Source organism: Knoellia subterranea KCTC 19937, from assembly GCF_000768685.1.
GTDB lineage: Bacteria > Actinomycetota > Actinomycetes > Actinomycetales > Dermatophilaceae > Knoellia > Knoellia subterranea.
The window spans coordinates 14,267-29,859 of sequence record NZ_AVPK01000009.1; the positions used below are offsets into that span (position 1 = coordinate 14,267).

14 protein-coding genes are annotated in these 15,593 nt (G+C 68.4%); 4 read left to right on the top strand and 10 right to left on the bottom strand.

Going from position 1 to position 15,593, the window contains the following annotated elements; genetic code table 11:
* Nucleotides 1–11: 11 nt before the first annotated feature.
* From pstB to cuyB, 7 genes are all read right to left on the bottom strand, one after another.
* Nucleotides 12–788, bottom strand: a complete 777-nt coding sequence (pstB, locus tag N803_RS13965; protein WP_035906393.1) for a phosphate ABC transporter ATP-binding protein PstB — start codon at nt 786–788, stop codon at nt 12–14.
* A gap of 75 nt (nt 789–863) precedes the next feature.
* Nucleotides 864–1,784, bottom strand: a complete 921-nt coding sequence (pstA, locus tag N803_RS13970) for a phosphate ABC transporter permease PstA (protein WP_035906395.1) — start codon at nt 1,782–1,784, stop codon at nt 864–866.
* Nucleotides 1,781–2,794, bottom strand: coding sequence for a phosphate ABC transporter permease subunit PstC (gene pstC, locus N803_RS13975; RefSeq protein WP_035906398.1), 1,014 nt, complete (start codon nt 2,792–2,794; stop codon nt 1,781–1,783). Before pstC ends, pstA begins: the two co-directional genes overlap by 4 nt.
* Nucleotides 2,795–2,900: 106 nt before the next feature.
* A complete protein-coding gene (gene pstS / locus N803_RS13980; protein ID WP_035906401.1) occupies nt 2,901–4,022 on the bottom strand; it encodes a phosphate ABC transporter substrate-binding protein PstS in 1,122 nt (373 codons plus the stop codon).
* A gap of 188 nt (nt 4,023–4,210) precedes the next feature.
* Complete coding sequence (locus tag N803_RS13985) at nt 4,211–5,122, bottom strand: NUDIX hydrolase (protein ID WP_084764538.1); 912 nt, start codon at nt 5,120–5,122, stop codon at nt 4,211–4,213.
* A 53-nt stretch (nt 5,123–5,175) separates the two neighbouring features.
* On the bottom strand, nt 5,176–7,482 hold the full coding sequence (locus N803_RS13990) for an RNA degradosome polyphosphate kinase (RefSeq protein ID WP_035906403.1): 2,307 nt from the start codon (nt 7,480–7,482) through the stop codon (nt 5,176–5,178).
* 56 nt (nt 7,483–7,538) lie between these two features.
* Nucleotides 7,539–8,261 carry a cysteate racemase gene (cuyB, locus tag N803_RS13995; RefSeq protein WP_035906404.1) on the bottom strand — a complete coding sequence of 241 codons (723 nt, stop codon included), beginning with the start codon at nt 8,259–8,261 and terminating at the stop codon, nt 7,539–7,541.
* Between the two features lie 177 nt (nt 8,262–8,438).
* Between cuyB and N803_RS14000 the strand changes: the two genes are divergently transcribed.
* Together N803_RS14000 and N803_RS18055 are read left to right on the top strand one after the other, a co-directional pair.
* Nucleotides 8,439–9,665, top strand: coding sequence for a lipid II:glycine glycyltransferase FemX (locus N803_RS14000; protein WP_035906406.1), 1,227 nt, complete (start codon nt 8,439–8,441; stop codon nt 9,663–9,665).
* A gap of 14 nt (nt 9,666–9,679) precedes the next feature.
* Nucleotides 9,680–11,008, top strand: a complete 1,329-nt coding sequence (locus tag N803_RS18055) for a carboxylate--amine ligase (protein WP_052112310.1) — start codon at nt 9,680–9,682, stop codon at nt 11,006–11,008.
* A 16-nt stretch (nt 11,009–11,024) separates the two neighbouring features.
* Here N803_RS18055 and murJ read toward each other — a convergent pair whose 3' ends face one another.
* Genes murJ through N803_RS14020 form a run of 3 tightly spaced genes read right to left on the bottom strand, consistent with a single transcriptional unit; the run spans nt 11,025 to nt 14,389 of the window.
* The gene (murJ, locus tag N803_RS14010) at nt 11,025–12,722 is read right to left on the bottom strand and encodes a murein biosynthesis integral membrane protein MurJ (RefSeq protein ID WP_052112311.1); all 1,698 of its coding nucleotides are present in this window, start codon (nt 12,720–12,722) and stop codon (nt 11,025–11,027) included.
* A 45-nt stretch (nt 12,723–12,767) separates the two neighbouring features.
* Nucleotides 12,768–13,685: a mycothiol synthase gene (gene mshD, locus N803_RS14015; RefSeq protein ID WP_035906408.1), complete on the bottom strand. Its 918-nt coding sequence runs from the start codon at nt 13,683–13,685 to the stop codon at nt 12,768–12,770.
* Entirely contained in the window at nt 13,682–14,389 is a 708-nt protein-coding gene (locus N803_RS14020) for a winged helix-turn-helix transcriptional regulator (protein ID WP_035906410.1), read from the bottom strand. Before N803_RS14020 ends, mshD begins: the two co-directional genes overlap by 4 nt.
* Before the next feature lie 20 nt (nt 14,390–14,409).
* On the opposite strand from N803_RS14020, the gene N803_RS14025 reads away from it, so the two are divergent.
* Both N803_RS14025 and N803_RS17635 read left to right on the top strand, forming a co-directional pair.
* A complete protein-coding gene (locus N803_RS14025; protein WP_052112312.1) occupies nt 14,410–14,682 on the top strand; it encodes a MoaD/ThiS family protein in 273 nt (90 codons plus the stop codon).
* A gap of 65 nt (nt 14,683–14,747) precedes the next feature.
* Nucleotides 14,748–15,587, top strand: a complete 840-nt coding sequence (locus N803_RS17635; protein ID WP_169743100.1) for a hypothetical protein — start codon at nt 14,748–14,750, stop codon at nt 15,585–15,587.
* Nucleotides 15,588–15,593 lie beyond the last annotated feature (6 nt).

A 15,593-nucleotide genomic window follows, 5' to 3' on the forward strand; every position in this document is an offset into this window, starting at 1 on the left:
CGTCCCTCTGCTCAGCCGAAGCGGCCCGAGATGTAGTCCTCGGTGGCCTTCTCGGTCGGGTTGCTGAAGATCTTCTGCGTGTCGTCGACCTCGACGAGGCGGCCCGGCTGCCCGGTCGCCTTGAGGTTGAAGAACGCGGTCTGGTCGGAGACGCGCGCCGCCTGCTGCATGTTGTGCGTGACGATGACGACGGTGAACTGCGACTTGAGCTCGTTGATGAGGTCCTCGATGGCGAGCGTCGAGATCGGGTCGAGCGCGGAGCACGGCTCGTCCATGAGCAGCACCTGCGGGTCGACGGCGATGGCCCGCGCGATGCACAGACGCTGCTGCTGGCCACCCGAGAGGCCGGCGCCGGGCTTGTCGAGGCGGTCCTTGACCTCGTTCCAGAGGTTGGCGCCCTTGAGCGACTTCTCGACGACCTCGTCGAGCTGCTTCTTGTTCTTGAGGCCGTTGAGCTTGAGACCGGCGGCGACGTTGTCGCGGATGGACATCGTCGGGAACGGGTTGGGCCGCTGGAACACCATGCCGACGGTGCGGCGCACGGCCACCGGGTCCATCGACGGGGCGTAGAGGTCCTGGTCGTCGAGGGCGACCTTGCCCTCCACGCGGCCGCCGGGGATGACCTCGTGCATGCGGTTGAGGGTGCGGAGCACGGTCGACTTGCCACAGCCGGACGGGCCGATGAAGGCCGTCACGGAGCGGGGCTCGACCGTGAGGGAGACGCCCTCGACGGCCTTGAAGTCGCCGTAGAAGATGTTGAGGTCCTTGACGTCAATGCGCTTGGCCATGAGTTGTCGTTTCTCTCGTTTCCAGAAAATTCAGGGGTATGCCGGGTGCTCGCCTGTGCGTGTCCGCTTCAGGCGTCAGTTCTTCACCTTGCTGAACCGTCCGATGAGACGGCCGGCGATGTTCAGCACGAAGATGATGAGGATGAGGGTGAGGGCAGCGCCCCAGGTGCGGTCGATGGCCGGCTGGAGGTTCTCCGTGTAGTTCTGATAGATCATCGTCGGCAGCGTCGGCATGAGCCCGTCGAAGAGATTCGTGGCGATGACCGCGGTGTAGGGGCCGAGGATGATCAGCGGCGCCGTCTCACCCATGACGCGGGCCAGGCCCAGCAGGATGCCGGTGATGATGCCCGAGAAGGACGTCGGGATCACGATGCGCAGGATGGTCTTCCACTTCGGCACGCCAAGGGCGTACGACGCCTCGCGCAGCTCGTTGGGCACGAGCTTGAGCATCTCCTCGGTGGAGCGGACGACGGTCGGGATCATGAGCATCGTCAGAGCGAGGCAGACCGCGATCGGCAGGCGCTGCAGCCCGAACGTCGTCACCCACATGGCGTAGATGAAGAGTGCCGCCACGATGGACGGGATACCCGTGAGGATGTCGACCATGAAGGACACGGCCTTGGCGAGCCGGCCACGGCCGTACTCGACGAGGTAGACCGCGGTGAGGACGCCGATCGGCACCGAGATGAGGGCCGTGACGAGGGCCTGGATGAGCGTGCCCTGGATGGCGTGGACGGCGCCGCCGCCCTCGCGACGGGCGGTGATGCCGGACTGGGACTTCGTCCACCAGTCGATGTCGAGCAGCATGTGGCCGCCCTTGAGGAGGGTGGCTCCGAGGATCCACACGAGCGGGATCAGGGCCACGACGAACGCGACCCACATGACCACGCGGGCGGCTTGGTCACAGAAGGCGCGGCCGCCGGACTTGCCACCGAAGTCGTCGTTCGTGCGAGCGGCGGGCAGGGCCGACTCGTCGACGGTGCTGAGGGTGCTCATTCGCTGAAGGCCTTCCGACGCTCGATGACGACCCGCGCGGCCGCGTTGACGATGAAGGTGAGGATGAAGAGGACGAGTCCGGCGGCGATGTACGCGCCGGTCTTCTGCGCCGAGTCGAACTCACCGGCGTCGTTGGCGATGCGGGATGCGAAGGTCTCGCCGCCACCGAAGATCGACAACGAGAAGGCAGCGCTCGCGTTGAGAGCCGAGAGGAGCATGGTCACCGCGAGGGTTTCACCGAGTGCCCGACCGAGACCGAGCATGGCGGCCGAGATGACGCCGGGCTTGCCGAAGGGGAGCACCGCGGTGCGGATCATCTCCCACTTCGTCGCACCGAGGGCGAGGGCGGCTTCCTTGTGCGCCGTCGGGACCTGGGCGAAGACCTCGCGGGAGATGGCGGTGACGATCGGGAGGATCATGATCGCGAGGATGACCCCGGCGAAGGCCAGGGTGCTCTTGGCGATCGGCGATCCGTTGAACTCGAACACGGGGATCCAGCCCAGAACAGCATCGATGGCCTTCGCGACCGAGTCGAAGTACTGCCCGGCCACACTCAGGCCCCAGAAGCCGTAGACGATGGACGGCACGGCGGCGAGCAGGTCCACGAGCGTGGCGGCCGGCTTGCTCAGCCAGGCCGGCGCGTACTGCGTGATGAACAGGGCCACCGACACCCCGAGCGGCACGGCGATGGCCATCGCGAGGATCGAGGTGATCACCGTGGCCCACAGCAGGTCGACGATGCCGAAGCGCGGGTCGGCGCCGCTGGGCACCCATTCGCGCGAGGTGAGGAAGTTCGCGTTGTTGTTGAGCAGCGACGGAACGGCCTGGATGACGAGGAAGACCCCGACGAGGCTGACGAGGACGATGACGAAGATGCCGGAGCCGGTGGCGAGTCCACCGAAGATCCGGTCGCCGAGGCGCCCGGTGCCGGCCTTGTCCGCATCGAGTGGCGGGCGACCGTCGCCGCTGGGCAGCTCGTCGATCGCGCTGTGCCCGGTGATCGATGACACGAGGTCAGTTCCTCTCAGGGGTGGTGACAGGGGAGAGGGGGCGGGGCCGGTGCGGCCCCGCCCCCTCAGTTGACCAGAGGGTCAACGGTTCTGCTCAGTTCCGCGATCAGGAGATCGCGTCGATCGCCGTGGCGACCTTGGTCTGGACCTCGGCGGGGAGCGGCGCGTAGCCGATCTCCTCGATCGTCTTCTGGGCCTCCTCGGAGGCGAAGTACTTGAGGAACGCCTTGATGTTCTTCTGCTTGTCGGCGTCCTTGCCCTTCGAGCAGACGATCTCGTAGGTCACGAGGTTGATCGGGTAGGCACCCGGCTCCTTCGTGGCGTAGTCGAGCTTGAGGGCCAGGTCGTTGCCCGTGCCGGTCTGCTCGGCGGTGGCGACGGCCTTGCCGACCGACTCCGAGTTGAGCTCGACGGCGCCGGCGCCGTTGTCGATCGCGGCGACACCGAGGTTGTTGTCCTTGGCGTAGCTCCACTCGACGTAGGTGATGCCACCGTCGGTGCTCTTGACACCCTCGGCGACACCGGCCGACTTGGCCTTGCCCTCGCCCTTGCCGTCCCACGTCTTCGCGGGCTCGCCCGGCCAGTTGGCCTCGGCGGCGGCCTTGAGGTACTTGGTGAAGTTCTCCGTGGTGCCCGACTCGTCGGAGCGGAAGAAGACCTTGATGGCGGTGGCCGGAAGGGTGACGCCCGAGTTGATGGCGGCGATCTTCGGGTCGTTCCAGGTGGTGATCTTGCCCTGGAAGATGTCGGCGGCGACGGCCGGCGTCAGGGTGAGCTTGTCGACACCCTTGACGTTGTAGGCAACGGCGATGGGGCCGGTGACCATGGGGATGTTCCACGCGGGCGAACCGCAGGCGGTCTCGGCCTCCTTGGCCTCGATCTTGCCGTCCTTCTCGACCGTCTTGAGGGCGGAGTCGGAGCCGGCGAAGTCGACCTGGCCGCCGATGAACTGCTTGATGCCCGCGCCGGAGCCGGACGGGTTGTAGTTGACCGTGGCACCCGAGCACTTCGCCTTGAAGCCGCTGGCGACCTCTTCGAAGGCGTTCTTCTGAGCCGAGGAGCCCTCGGCGTTCAGGGTGCCCTCGAAGCAGTCCGAAGCGGCCGAGGAGTTGGCCGTGGTGTCGCCGGACGAGGTGGTCTCGCCGGTGTTGTCGGAGCCGCAGGCGGTCAGGGCGATCGAACCCACGAGGGCGAGCGACGCCATCGCGCCGAGACGCTGAATCTTCACTGTGTGTACCTCTCACAAGGAAATGAACTGGAGCCGGACGCAGCGCACGGTGGTGGCCCGACACTGTGAAGGTAGGGACGCCCGGTGTCCGGTCGGCCCGTCGTGGGTGAACGACGCGTGAACGGTGTTCGGCCATTGGCTTTCGCGTTGTTCAAGTGAGAGTCAGGTCACTCGCGCTGAGAGGCTTGTCAGGTGGGGAGGTGGCGCTCGACGGCGACGATGCGCGCTTCGTCGCCCGTCCCGGCCACATGGCACACCAACGCCTCACCCTTGGCGAGGTTCTCGTCCCTGGCCTCGACGAACCGCTCGAGCATCTCGACCGACCCCTCGCCGACGAGTTCGAGGCGGGGGCTCAGCGCGTCGAGGACGGCACCCATGACCGGCCCGTGCGTGCAGATTGCGACCGCCTCGCCGCGCTCGAGGGCCCGTTCGACGTGCTCGCCGGCTCTGTCCGGAGCCGCCTCGTGTCCCTCCTCGGAGAGGCCGCGCTTCGCGCGCGGCGCGATTCCGGACCACACGGCATACGGAGAAATCGTGTCGAGACACCGCAGGGACGGTGACGTGAGAATCCGGGAGATCTGGTATGCCGTGAGCACCGGGATGAGGGCCTCGGCCCGTTCTCGTCCCCGCGCCTCCAGGGGGCGCTGCTGGTCGTCCTTCTTCCAGTCGCCACGGGGGAGCGCCTTGGCGTGACGGACGACGACGAGCGGCCAGGTGTCGAGAGTGCCCTCACCGTGGGCTCGGACGAGGGCTCGCAGCTGGTCGCGGTCGCGGGCGTAGTCGAGGCGGTCATGAGCGACCGCGACGTCGAGCCATTCGATGGCGTCGATCTCGTTCTCGAGTCGACCGTGGCCACCGGTGACCGTCGACGCCCAGTAGCGGACCACCTTCTCTCCGCGGTCACCGGTCTTGGTGAGCATGAGGTAACGCGCGTCGGGCAGGGGACGACCGAGGCGGACCTTGAGCCCGGTCTCCTCGAACGTCTCCCGCGCGGCGGCGGGGGCCCACTCCTCGCCCGGGTCGAGCTTGCCCTTGGGCCACGACCAGTCGTCGTAGCGCGGACGGTGGACGAGGGCGACTTCGAGCACGCCGTCGTGCACCCGCCACGGCAGGGTGCCTGCCGCGGGGATGATCTCGGTGCGAGCCTGGGTGCTCAGCGCCGCCGAGCCTTGCGTCGACGCTTGGCGTGCATCTCGATGAGGTCGGCCTGGATGTCGGGCAGCGGCGCGCCCTGGGCATCGAGGTGGTGTCGGCTCCACCGCCCGTCGCCCGCGAGGGACCAGTGCGAGTAGTCGCCGCTCATGCCCTTGCCCATCAGCGAGGTGAGGTCGGCGATGTGGCGCGGGTCCTCCAGGCGGACGAGGCACTCGACGCGACGGTCGAGGTTGCGGTGCATCATGTCGGCGCTACCGATCCAGGCCTCGACGTCGTCGCCGGTGCCGAAGAGGAAGACGCGAGAGTGCTCGAGGAAGCGACCAAGGATCGAGTGGACCGTGATCGTCTCCGACAGGCCCTCGACGCCGGGACGGATCGAGCTGATGCCGCGCACCCAGACGTCGACCTTCACACCGGCCATGGAGGCGCGGTAGAGGGCGTCGATGATCTGCTCATCGACGATCGAGTTCACCTTGATCCCGATGTAGCCGCTGCCCTTCTTGGACCGCTCTGCTTCCACCTGTCCCTCGATGCGCTCGATGAGTCCGGTGCGGACCGATCGGGGGGCGACCATGAGGCGCTTGAACTTGCTGCGCGGCGCGACGCCGGAGAGCTGGTTGAAGAGGCGGGTCAGGTCGTCGCCCACCTGCGGGTCGCAGGTGAGGAGGCCGAAGTCCTCATAGATGCGGGCGGTCTTGGGGTTGTAGTTGCCGGTGCCGATGTGGCAGTAGCGGCGCAGCCCGTCCTCTTCCTGGCGCACGACGAGGCTGAGCTTTGAGTGGGTCTTGAGGCCGACGATGCCGTAGACGACGTGGACGCCGGCGCGCTCGAGTTTGCGGGCCCAGGAGATGTTGTTCTGCTCGTCGAAGCGGGCCTTGATCTCGACGACGGCGAGGACCTGCTTGCCGCTGTCGGCTGCGTCGATGAGGGCGTCGATGATCGGTGAGTCGCCACTCGTGCGATAGAGCGTCTGCTTGATGGCGAGGACGTTCGGGTCGCCGGCGGCCTGCTCGATGAACGCCTGCACCGACGTCGAAAACGAGTCGTAGGGGTGCTGGAGCAGCACGTCCTGCTTGCGGATGCTCGCGAAGAGGTCGCGGGCCTTGGCGCTCTCGGTCGGGGCGAGGTCGCTGTTGGTGCGCGCGACGAACGCGGGGTAGTGCAGGTCGGAGCGTTCGAGGTCGGCGATGATGTTGAGGCCGCGCAGGTCGAGCGGTGCCGGGAGGCGATAGACCTCGGCGGCGGTCACCCCGAGCTCGCGGACGAGCAGGTCCATGACGTGGTCGTCCATGTCCTGGTCGACCTCGAGGCGCACGGGCGGGCCGAAGCGGCGGCGGGTGAGTTCCTTCTCGAGCGCCGTGAGGAGGTTCTCCGCGTCGTCCTCCTCGACCTCGAGGTCCTCGTTGCGGGTGACCCGGAACGTGTAGTGCTCGTGCACCTCCATGCCCGGGAAGAGCTGGTCGAGGTGCGCGGCCATGACGTCCTCGAGCGGCACGAAGCGCACGTCGTAGACGTCGTCGCCGTCGGTGGCCTCGTCGACCCGGAGCAGCCGGGGGAGGAGCGGCGGCACCTTGACGCGGGCGAAGTGCTCCTTGCCCGTCTTGGGATTGATGAGGAGCACCGCGAGGTTGAGGGAGAGCCCGGAGATGTAGGGGAACGGGTGCGCCGGGTCGACGGCGAGCGGGGTGAGGACGGGGAAGACCCGGTCGGTGAAGAGCTGGCCGAGACGAGCCTGCTCGTCCTCCGACAACTCGTCCCAACGCACGACCTGGATGCCCTCGGCCTCGAGCGCCGGCTGGACGAGGTCGTCGTAGACGCGGGCCTGCATGTCGAGCAGTTCGTGGCTCACCGTCGAGATCTGCTGGAGGACCTCGCGCGGCTCGAGCCCCGAGGCCGAGCGGACCGCCAGGCCCGTCGCGATGCGCCGCTTGAGACCGGCCACGCGCACCATGAAGAACTCGTCGAGGTTCGACGTGAAGATCGCGAGGAACCGAGCCCGCTCGAGCAGCGGCACGTTCTCGTCCGCGGCGAGCTGGAGGACCCGCTCGTTGAACTGGAGCCACGAGATCTCGCGGTCGAGGAACCGGTCCGCGGGCAGTCCGGCCTCGTCGGCAACCCCGCCGGGGCCGGTCACCGGTCGAACGAACCGACCGTTGCTGGCTCGCGGCTGCGAAGCCCGCGCCTCGGTGGCGGAGGCGCTCGCGATGGAGACTTCCTTGACGAAGCTGGCCTCAGCGGCAGCCTCGGCCGCGGCGTCGGCGGCCTCGAGTTCGAGTTCGGTGTCCTGGCTCATGGACGTCGTCATACCTGCATCGTCGCAGCGTCAGGTGAACAGCAGGAGACGAATCGGTGCATCAGGACTCACCGCCCGTCGGCCCCACGCAACCGCCCTCCGGCGAGGGTGACCGTGCGGGCAGCCAGCGCGTCGAGCGAGTCGATGACGTCGGCGTCGGTGACCTCGAGGTCGGTCTGGAGGATCGACAGTTCGGTGCAGCCGAGCACGATCGCCTGGGCACCCTTGGCGCGCAGATGGTCGACCGCCGCGTCGAAGCGGTCGCGCTCGACCGGCATACCGGCTTTGACTCCGTCATAGATCATCGACATGACGTCCTTCTGGACGACCTCGTCGGGCTCGACCGGCGTGAGGCCGCGCTCGATCGCGGTGTCGTGATAGATCCGGGAGCGGAGCGTGCCGTCGGTGGCGAGGATGCCGATCGTCGTCAGGTCGGGAACGGCGGCCTGTGCCGCGCTGGTGGTCTCGGCGACGATGTCGAGGACGTCGATGTCGACCGCTGCCCGGACCTCGTCGAGGAACGCGCGGGCCGTGTTGCAGGGGATGGCGATGAACGTCGCTCCGGCGCGCTCGAGCTGGCGCGCGTCGTCGGCCATGACCGGTCCCGGGGACTCGTCGCTGTCGCCGACGATGTATGCCGTCCGGTCCGGGATGCTCGCGTGGTTCCACACGAGCATGTCGACGTGGTCCTGGTCGCGGCTGGCATCGGTGGCCTCGAGGATGCGCTGCATGAAGTAGACGGTGGCCATCGGGCCCACCCCGCCGAGGATCCCGACCGGTTCGTTGCGCACCCATCGAGCGTAACCGCGCCACAACTTTCCCGCCGGAAGTGGGTTTCTCTCACCTCGCCTCATCGCCGCGATCAAGCGAAGTGAGAGGTCCTGGTCCCCAAACCTGCTCGACGAACCCCCGACGGACTGGCCGATAGACTCCGAGACGATCCCTGACCGGCCTGACGTAGGAGTTCCGTGGCCCTGGCTGCCCTCGACCTCACCGACCGCGAGCACGACGACTTCGTTCGCGACCACCCCAACGGTCACCTCATGCAGACGACTCCGTGGGGTCGCGAGAAGGAGCACACCGGCTGGACCTGGCGCACGGTCGCCGTCGGCCGCAAGGGTGCCGGGCCGGATGGCACGGACGAGATCGCCGGTGCCGCGCTCATCCTCTTCCGCCGCACGCCGGTCCTCCCGATGGCCCTCGCCTACTGCCCGCGAGGGTTCGTCGTCGACTGGGCCGACGGGGAGGCCGTCGACGCTCTCCTCGCCGAGGTCACGAAGGTCGCCAAGGCCAACCGCGGCGTCCTGCTCCGCATCGACCCGGCCGTGCGCATCGACAACCCCGACATCCGCCCCGCCCTCGAGTCGCGCGGCTTCACCCGCACCGACCCCGGGGATGACGCCGCCAAAACGCTCGCCCAGCCGGCGCTGCGCATGGTCACTGACATCGGCGACCTCGACCAGCTCCACAAGGACCTCTCGCAGGGCACCCGTCAGTCCATCCGCAAGGGTGAGAAGTCGGGCCTCGTCTACGAGTCGGCGGGTCGTGAGGGCGTCGACGCGTTCTACGAGCTGATGCGCATCACCGGCGAGCGCGACGGCTTCGGCATCCGCAGCAAGGACTACTTCACGACCCTTGTCGACGTCCTCTCGCCGACCGACGACATCGTCATCTCCCTCGTCAAGCTCGACCACGGCGCCGCCGCCGACAAGGCCCGCGCGGCCGTCGCGGACACGCGGGGCCAGCTCGAGAAGGCGCAGGCCAAGCGCGAGAAGTACCCCTCCGACAAGGCCGACCGCCAGGTCTCCCAGCTCGAGGAGCAGATCGCGGCCAAGGAGAAGTCGATCGCCGAGTTCGATGCCGAGCACGCCAAGCACCCGGACGGCCAGTACCTCGCCGGCTCCGTCTTCGCGACGTGCGGCACACGCGGCTCCTACCTCTACGCCGCGTCGTCGAACGAGCACCGCAACCTGCGCCCCAACTACCTCATGGTCTGGCGGATCATGCAGGACGCCGCGGCCAAGGGTGTGAAGACCTTCGACTTCGGCGGCATCGATGCCTCCGAGGGCCTCGAGGAGTTCAAGCGCCAGTGGAACCCGGAACGACGCGAGTATGCCGGTGAGTTCACCAAGCGCGTCCGTCCCCTCTCGGGTCGGCTCATCGACCTGGTCGTCAAGATCTACAAGCGCCGCTGAAAGGCCGAATTCCGTTGTCCCAGAACCTTTCTGCGTCCAAGGCTTCGTACGAATCGATCGCCGACCAGCCGTTCGTGCCGGTCATCGTCGGTGCCCATGTGGGCGGCTATTCGCTCGTGCGCGCCTTTCACGAGGCGTATGCCGTCCGCTCCCTCGTCGTGACCGGTGCGACGTCGTGGGTGGTCGAGGACTCCGCGATCCTCGAGGTGGTCAATTGCGCCGACGCGCACGACCCCGAGGTCCTCGCCGCGACCCTCAAGGCGTCGCCCTTCGCTGAGCTGTCGCAGCCGAAAATCCTTCTCGCGACGTCGGATTCGCTCGTCGACGTCATCGCGCTCATGCGCGACCAGCTCGACGACTCGTGGAAGGTGCCGTACGCCGGCGCCGACGCGCTGGCCCGCGCCACGCGCAAGCACACCTTCGAGGAGGCGGCGCAAGCCGCCGGCGTCACGACTCCGGCGACGACGTTCATCGATCTGGGCGACCCGGCATACGACGTCGTGTCGGCCGATCTCCCGACTGACGGCTACCCGCTCATCGTCAAGCCAACGGCTCCGGCCGCGTGGAACCGCGTGAAGTTCGACGGTCAGGCCAAGGTGCACACGGTCGCGACTCAGGACGAACTGCGCGACCTCGTCGGGCGCGTGCAGGCAGCGGGCTACCGCGAGACGCTCATCGTCCAGGACATGATCCCCGGCGACGACACGGGCATGCGGATCCTGACGTGCTACTGCGACAAGGACTCTCGCGTGCGGTTCGCCTCCTACGGGCGCACGCTCATCGAGGAGCACTCGCCGGGTCTGCTCGGTGTGCCGGCGGCGATCCTCACGGGGCAGAACCGCGAGATCGTCGACGAGGCGGTGCGGTTGCTCGCCGAGCTCAAGTGGGTCGGCTACGCCAACTTCGACCTCAAGTACGACCCGCGTGATGGCAAGTCGAAGTTCTTCGAGCTCAACCCGCGGCTCGGCCGCTCGAACTACTACGTCACGGGGACGGGCTTCAATCCGGTGACCTGGTATGTCGACGAGTACGTCCACGACAACCTGCCCGAGGACTTCGAGCTCCTCGAGGCCAACACCGAGACGGTCTATTCGGTCGTACCGGTGCGCACGATCAAGTGGGCGATCAAGCGCCACCCCGACCTGTGGGAGCGGACGCGTCGGGTCATCAAGGCCGGTGGGCTGCGCAACCCGCTGCACTACAAGGTCGAGAAGAACCCGAAGCGCTGGGCCAAGATCCTCGCAGCCGGCGTGAGCTACGACCGCAAGTTCCACCAGTACTACGACCCCGAGGCGGCCTACCACCCCGGCGGCGAGCCCGCCGACAGCGACATCCCCCGCTGACCAAGGGCAGAGTCGGTCAGCGGGCGCCGGGGATGGGGAGGCGGCGCAGGATCGGCGCGAGCACGTCGTCGACCTCGCGGATCCGCAGCACCTTGGCCAGGACGAGGAACACCAAACCCAGCACGGCCCCGCCGACCAGGAGCGCCAGAGCGTGTCGACCCAGCGAACTCGACGGGTCGAAGACCAGCGTCGACGCGGCCCACGCGGCAAGGCCCGCGACGCCGGATGCCACGGCAAGCCGCACCCACAGCCGGACCACCTCGCCCATGCCCAGTCCGTTGAGCTGGCGTCGGGCCACGACGAGGAACGCCGCCGCCGAGACGATGTTGGCGATGCTGGCACCCGCAGCAATGACGGCCACGATGTATTTCGTCGGGGTCATCCAGGCCGCCACGGCACAGGCCGCGAGGTTGATGACGGTCATGACGGCCACGAGCCAGAAGTTCATCCAGCCATCCCCCCGGGCGAAGCAATAGCGCTGCTTGAGGGCGGTGATGCCGAAGGGCATGAGCCCAATGGCCATGAGCGCCAACACGAACGCGATGTTGCCGGGCTCGTCGATGCCCCGACTGGGGTTGTAGCGCGTGCCCCAGAACAGGGTCTTCGCGATCGGCCGCCCCAGCGCGATGAACGCCGCAACCGCCGGCAGCAGCAGGACCGCCGGGCTCTTGAGCCCGCTCACAACACGCCGCCGCATCTCGGCGAGGTCACCCGACTCGTGGGCCCGCGACATCGCCGGGAAGAGCGCAGTGACGATCGACGTCGTGATGATCGAGTGGGGGAGGATGTAGAGGCTGTAGGCATACGAGCTGACGGCGTTGCCCGCGACCGAGGGCCCGTCGGCGTTCTCGGGCGACATGACCGCCGTGCTCACGAACCCGTAGAACTGCGAGATGAGGAGCGCGGCGACGGTCCACCCCGTCATCCGCGACATGTCGCCGAACCCATATCCGCGCCACCCGAACCGCGGACGGTAGCGGAACCCCGACCGCCACAGCGGCACCGCGAGGCTCAGGCCCTGGATGATGATGCCGAGCGTGGTGCTGATGCCCAGGACGAGGATCATCTCGGTCGTCCACGGCGCCACGTCCGGCTGCTTGCCCCACTGCCAGATGAACCAGCCGAGACCCGCGATCTGGATGATGTTGGCCCACGCCGGCGCCCACGCGAACGCGAGGAAGTTGCCGCGCGCCTGCAACACCTGGCCGAGGACGGCATACAGGCCGTAGAAGAACAGCTGCGGCATGCAGATATAGGCCATGAACGTCGTGAGGTTGATGAACGCCTGTCCGGCGTTGTCCTTGGTCAGCCACTGGACGATCCACGGCGTCGCCGCGACCGATAGGAGCGTCGCGACGCCGAGCACGAGCAGGCACAGCGTGATGAGGCGGTCGCTGAAGTCCTGTCCGCCGTCCTTGCGCAGCATCGCCTTGGTGAGCTGCGGGATGAGCAGCGCCGAGATGAGGCCGCCGTTGATGAGGACGAACAACTGCGTCGGAAGCGTGTTGGCGATGGTGAACGAGTCGGCCGCCACGCCCGCGCCGATCGCGGCGGTGAGCATGGCCGCGCGCACGAACCCGAGGATGCGTGACCCGAAGGTCCCGATCGCCATGACCGCACTGTTGCGGGCGACGTTGTCGACCTTCGCGGCGATCCCGGGCGGGGCCGCGCCTTCGGGGTCGGCCTCTGCGCCCTCGGGGCGGATGTCGGTCACGGGTGGTGCTCCCTCGCGGGTTGCCGTCGGCTGGACCGGCCCACTCTACGGCGCGGTCGGCCGCCCGTAGACGACGTGCACGGCCACGTCCTCGAACCCGGCTCGCCGGTACGTCGCCAGCGCTCGCGTGTTGTCGCCATCGACGTAGAGCTCGACTTCGGTGCAGCCCTGACGGGCCAGGTATGCCGTTCCGAGTCCCGTCAGCGGTCCGGCCAGTCCCTTCCCTTGGTATGCCGGGTGCACACCGACGACGTAGACCTCGCCTGTGTCGGGTTGGCTGGGTTCGCGCTTCGTCCAGTGGAACGCGGCGAGCGGGTGCTGGCCCTCGTCGTCGGTCTGCGTGGTGTCCTCGACGAGGAAGAAGCCTTCGGGGTCGAACCAGTCCTGCTCCATGCGCTGACGCAGATCATCGAGGGTGATCGAGCCCTGCTCCGGGTGGGTGGCGAACGCGAGTCCATTGACCTCGAGCCAGGCCTGCTCATCGCGGCCCGGCTTGAACGTCCGGGCCGAGAAGCCCTCTGGCAGAACGGGATTGGTGCCATCGGCATCGGTCAGAGGTCGTTTCATGACGTGCAACTCACGCGTCGAAACCAGCCCCGCGTCTGCGGCGAGCGCGCGGGCGGCTGGCAGGTCCCCGTGCGCCCACACCCCGGTTGCCCCGGCCTCGAGGACCGCATCGAGGAGCGCGCGGCCGACGCCCTGCCGCCTCGACCCGGGTTCGACGACGAGCTCGGCCGAGCCGGAGGAGTCCACGGCCGCATAGCCGAGCAGGTCCGCGGAAGGCGACTCACCGGCATACGCGACGAAGTGGGTGACCCCGGACCGAGGTGAGACGAGCGCGAGGCGAAACGCCTCCGAGATCGCCTCGACCCCATCCTCCTCGACTGCCCGACCGACGACGGCCCGGATGTCGTCGACCACTGCCTCGTCGAGTTCGGCGAAGACCTCCACCGTGGGACTCACGACGGCACAGCCTCGGTGTCCACGTCCTCGGCCTCCTCGGGCACGAACCGGTAGCCGACGTTGCGCACCGTCCCGATGAGGCTCTCGTAGTCGACGCCGAGCTTGGCGCGCAGCCGTCGCACGTGGACGTCGACGGTGCGGGTGCCTCCGAAGTAGTCGTAGCCCCACACCTCCTGCAGCAGCTGGGCCCGGGTGAAGACACGTCCGGGGTGCTGCGCGAGGTACTTGATGAGCTCGAACTCCTTGTAGGTGAGGTCGAGCGCCTTGCCGCGCAGCTTGGCCGAATACGTCGCCTCGTCGATGACCAGCGCGCCCGCGGTGATGCGGACCTCCTCGTCCTCGCCGTCGCCGTCCATGGCCCGGGCGATGGCCAGCCGCAGCCGAGCCTCCACCTCGGCAGGACCGGCGCTGTCGAGGAGGACGTCGTCGATGCCCCACTCGGGCGTGAGCCCGGCCAGTCCGCCCTCGGTGAGCACCGCGAACAGCGGAGCCGACAGCCCCGTCGTGCGGATGACCCGGCACAGCGAACGAGCCATTGCCAGTTCGCGGCGGGCGTCGACGAGCACCGCGTCCGCCGCGGGTGCGTCGATCAGGGCGGTCGGCTCGGCCGGGAGGATGCGAACATGGTGGCTGAGCAGGCCCAGAGCTGGCAGCACCTCGGCGCTCGGCGCCAGGGCGTTGGTCAGCAGCAGGAGATGGGCCATCCAGCACAGAATAGGTGGACATGACCACGATGGACGGCTCTCACCGGCCCCTGAGACCGGTGACACTGCGCTACTGGGCCGGCGCGCGCGACGCCGCCGGCGTCAGCGAAGAGACGTTCGACGCAGGGCCGAGCGTCGGCGACATCCTCGACGCAGCCGTTGGGGCGCACCCGGCGCTGCGACCGGTGGTCGCCGTCTGCTCCGTCCTCGTGGACGGTCGCGCGGTCGGACGTGACGTCGTGGTCGGCGACGACCAGGTCGTCGAGCTCCTGCCGCCCTTTGCCGGGGGCTGACGCGCGTGGACGATCGCACTGCCGAACGCGTCGCCGATGACCGCAGGGATGGCAGGATGCCGACCGTGGATGCGACCGAACCCGTGAGTGAGTCGCGCGCCGCCCGGCGTGCGGCCCGTGAGGAGCGCCGTCGCCACCCGGTCCTGCCGCCCATCGCGACCGAGCGCCGGATCACGCTCGTGCTGGGGACTGTCGTCTTCGCCTTCCTTCTCGCCGTCGCGATGATCGCCGACCCCGTCATCGGCGCTGCTGCCATCGCCTGGGGCGCACTCGTCGTGGCCTGGGGCTGGCCGGAGCTGCTCGGGTCGCCGAGCTCGTTCGGCTCCTCGCTCGCCATCGGCATCGGCGGAGTTCTCGCGCCCACGGTCGTCGCCCTGACCTCCGACGAGCCCTTCCTGCGGCACGTCCCGGTCGTGGTCGTCGTGGCCATGTTCGCGATGTTCGCCCACCAGTTGGTTCGCAAGGACGGGCGCGCTCACCTCACTCAGTCCGTCGCCATCAGCGCCGCCGGGATCGCGATCGCGACGATCGGCGCGACGTGGGTCCCGTTGGGCCGCACCGTCGGCGGCTCGGCCACGGTCGTTGTCGCCTGCATCGCGCTCGCGGTCTCTGCGGCAGCCGACATCGGAGCCCCCTTCAAGCAGCTCCGCCCGTTCATGCTGCCTGCCGCCGGTCTGCTCGGTGCGCTGTCCGGTGGCGTTGCCGGCCTCCTCTCCGACGAGGTCGGCGTGCTCGCCGGCTTCCTCGTCGGCGGGGTTGTCGGTGGGCTGGCCCATATCACCCGACGTGCGCTCGGCACGCTGACACCGATCCGCGGCATGCGCGGCCAACTCACGGCGGCCGCCGCATCGGTCCTGGTCGCCGGCTTGCCCGTCTATCTCCTCGCGCGCGTTCTCGTCGGCTGACCCATC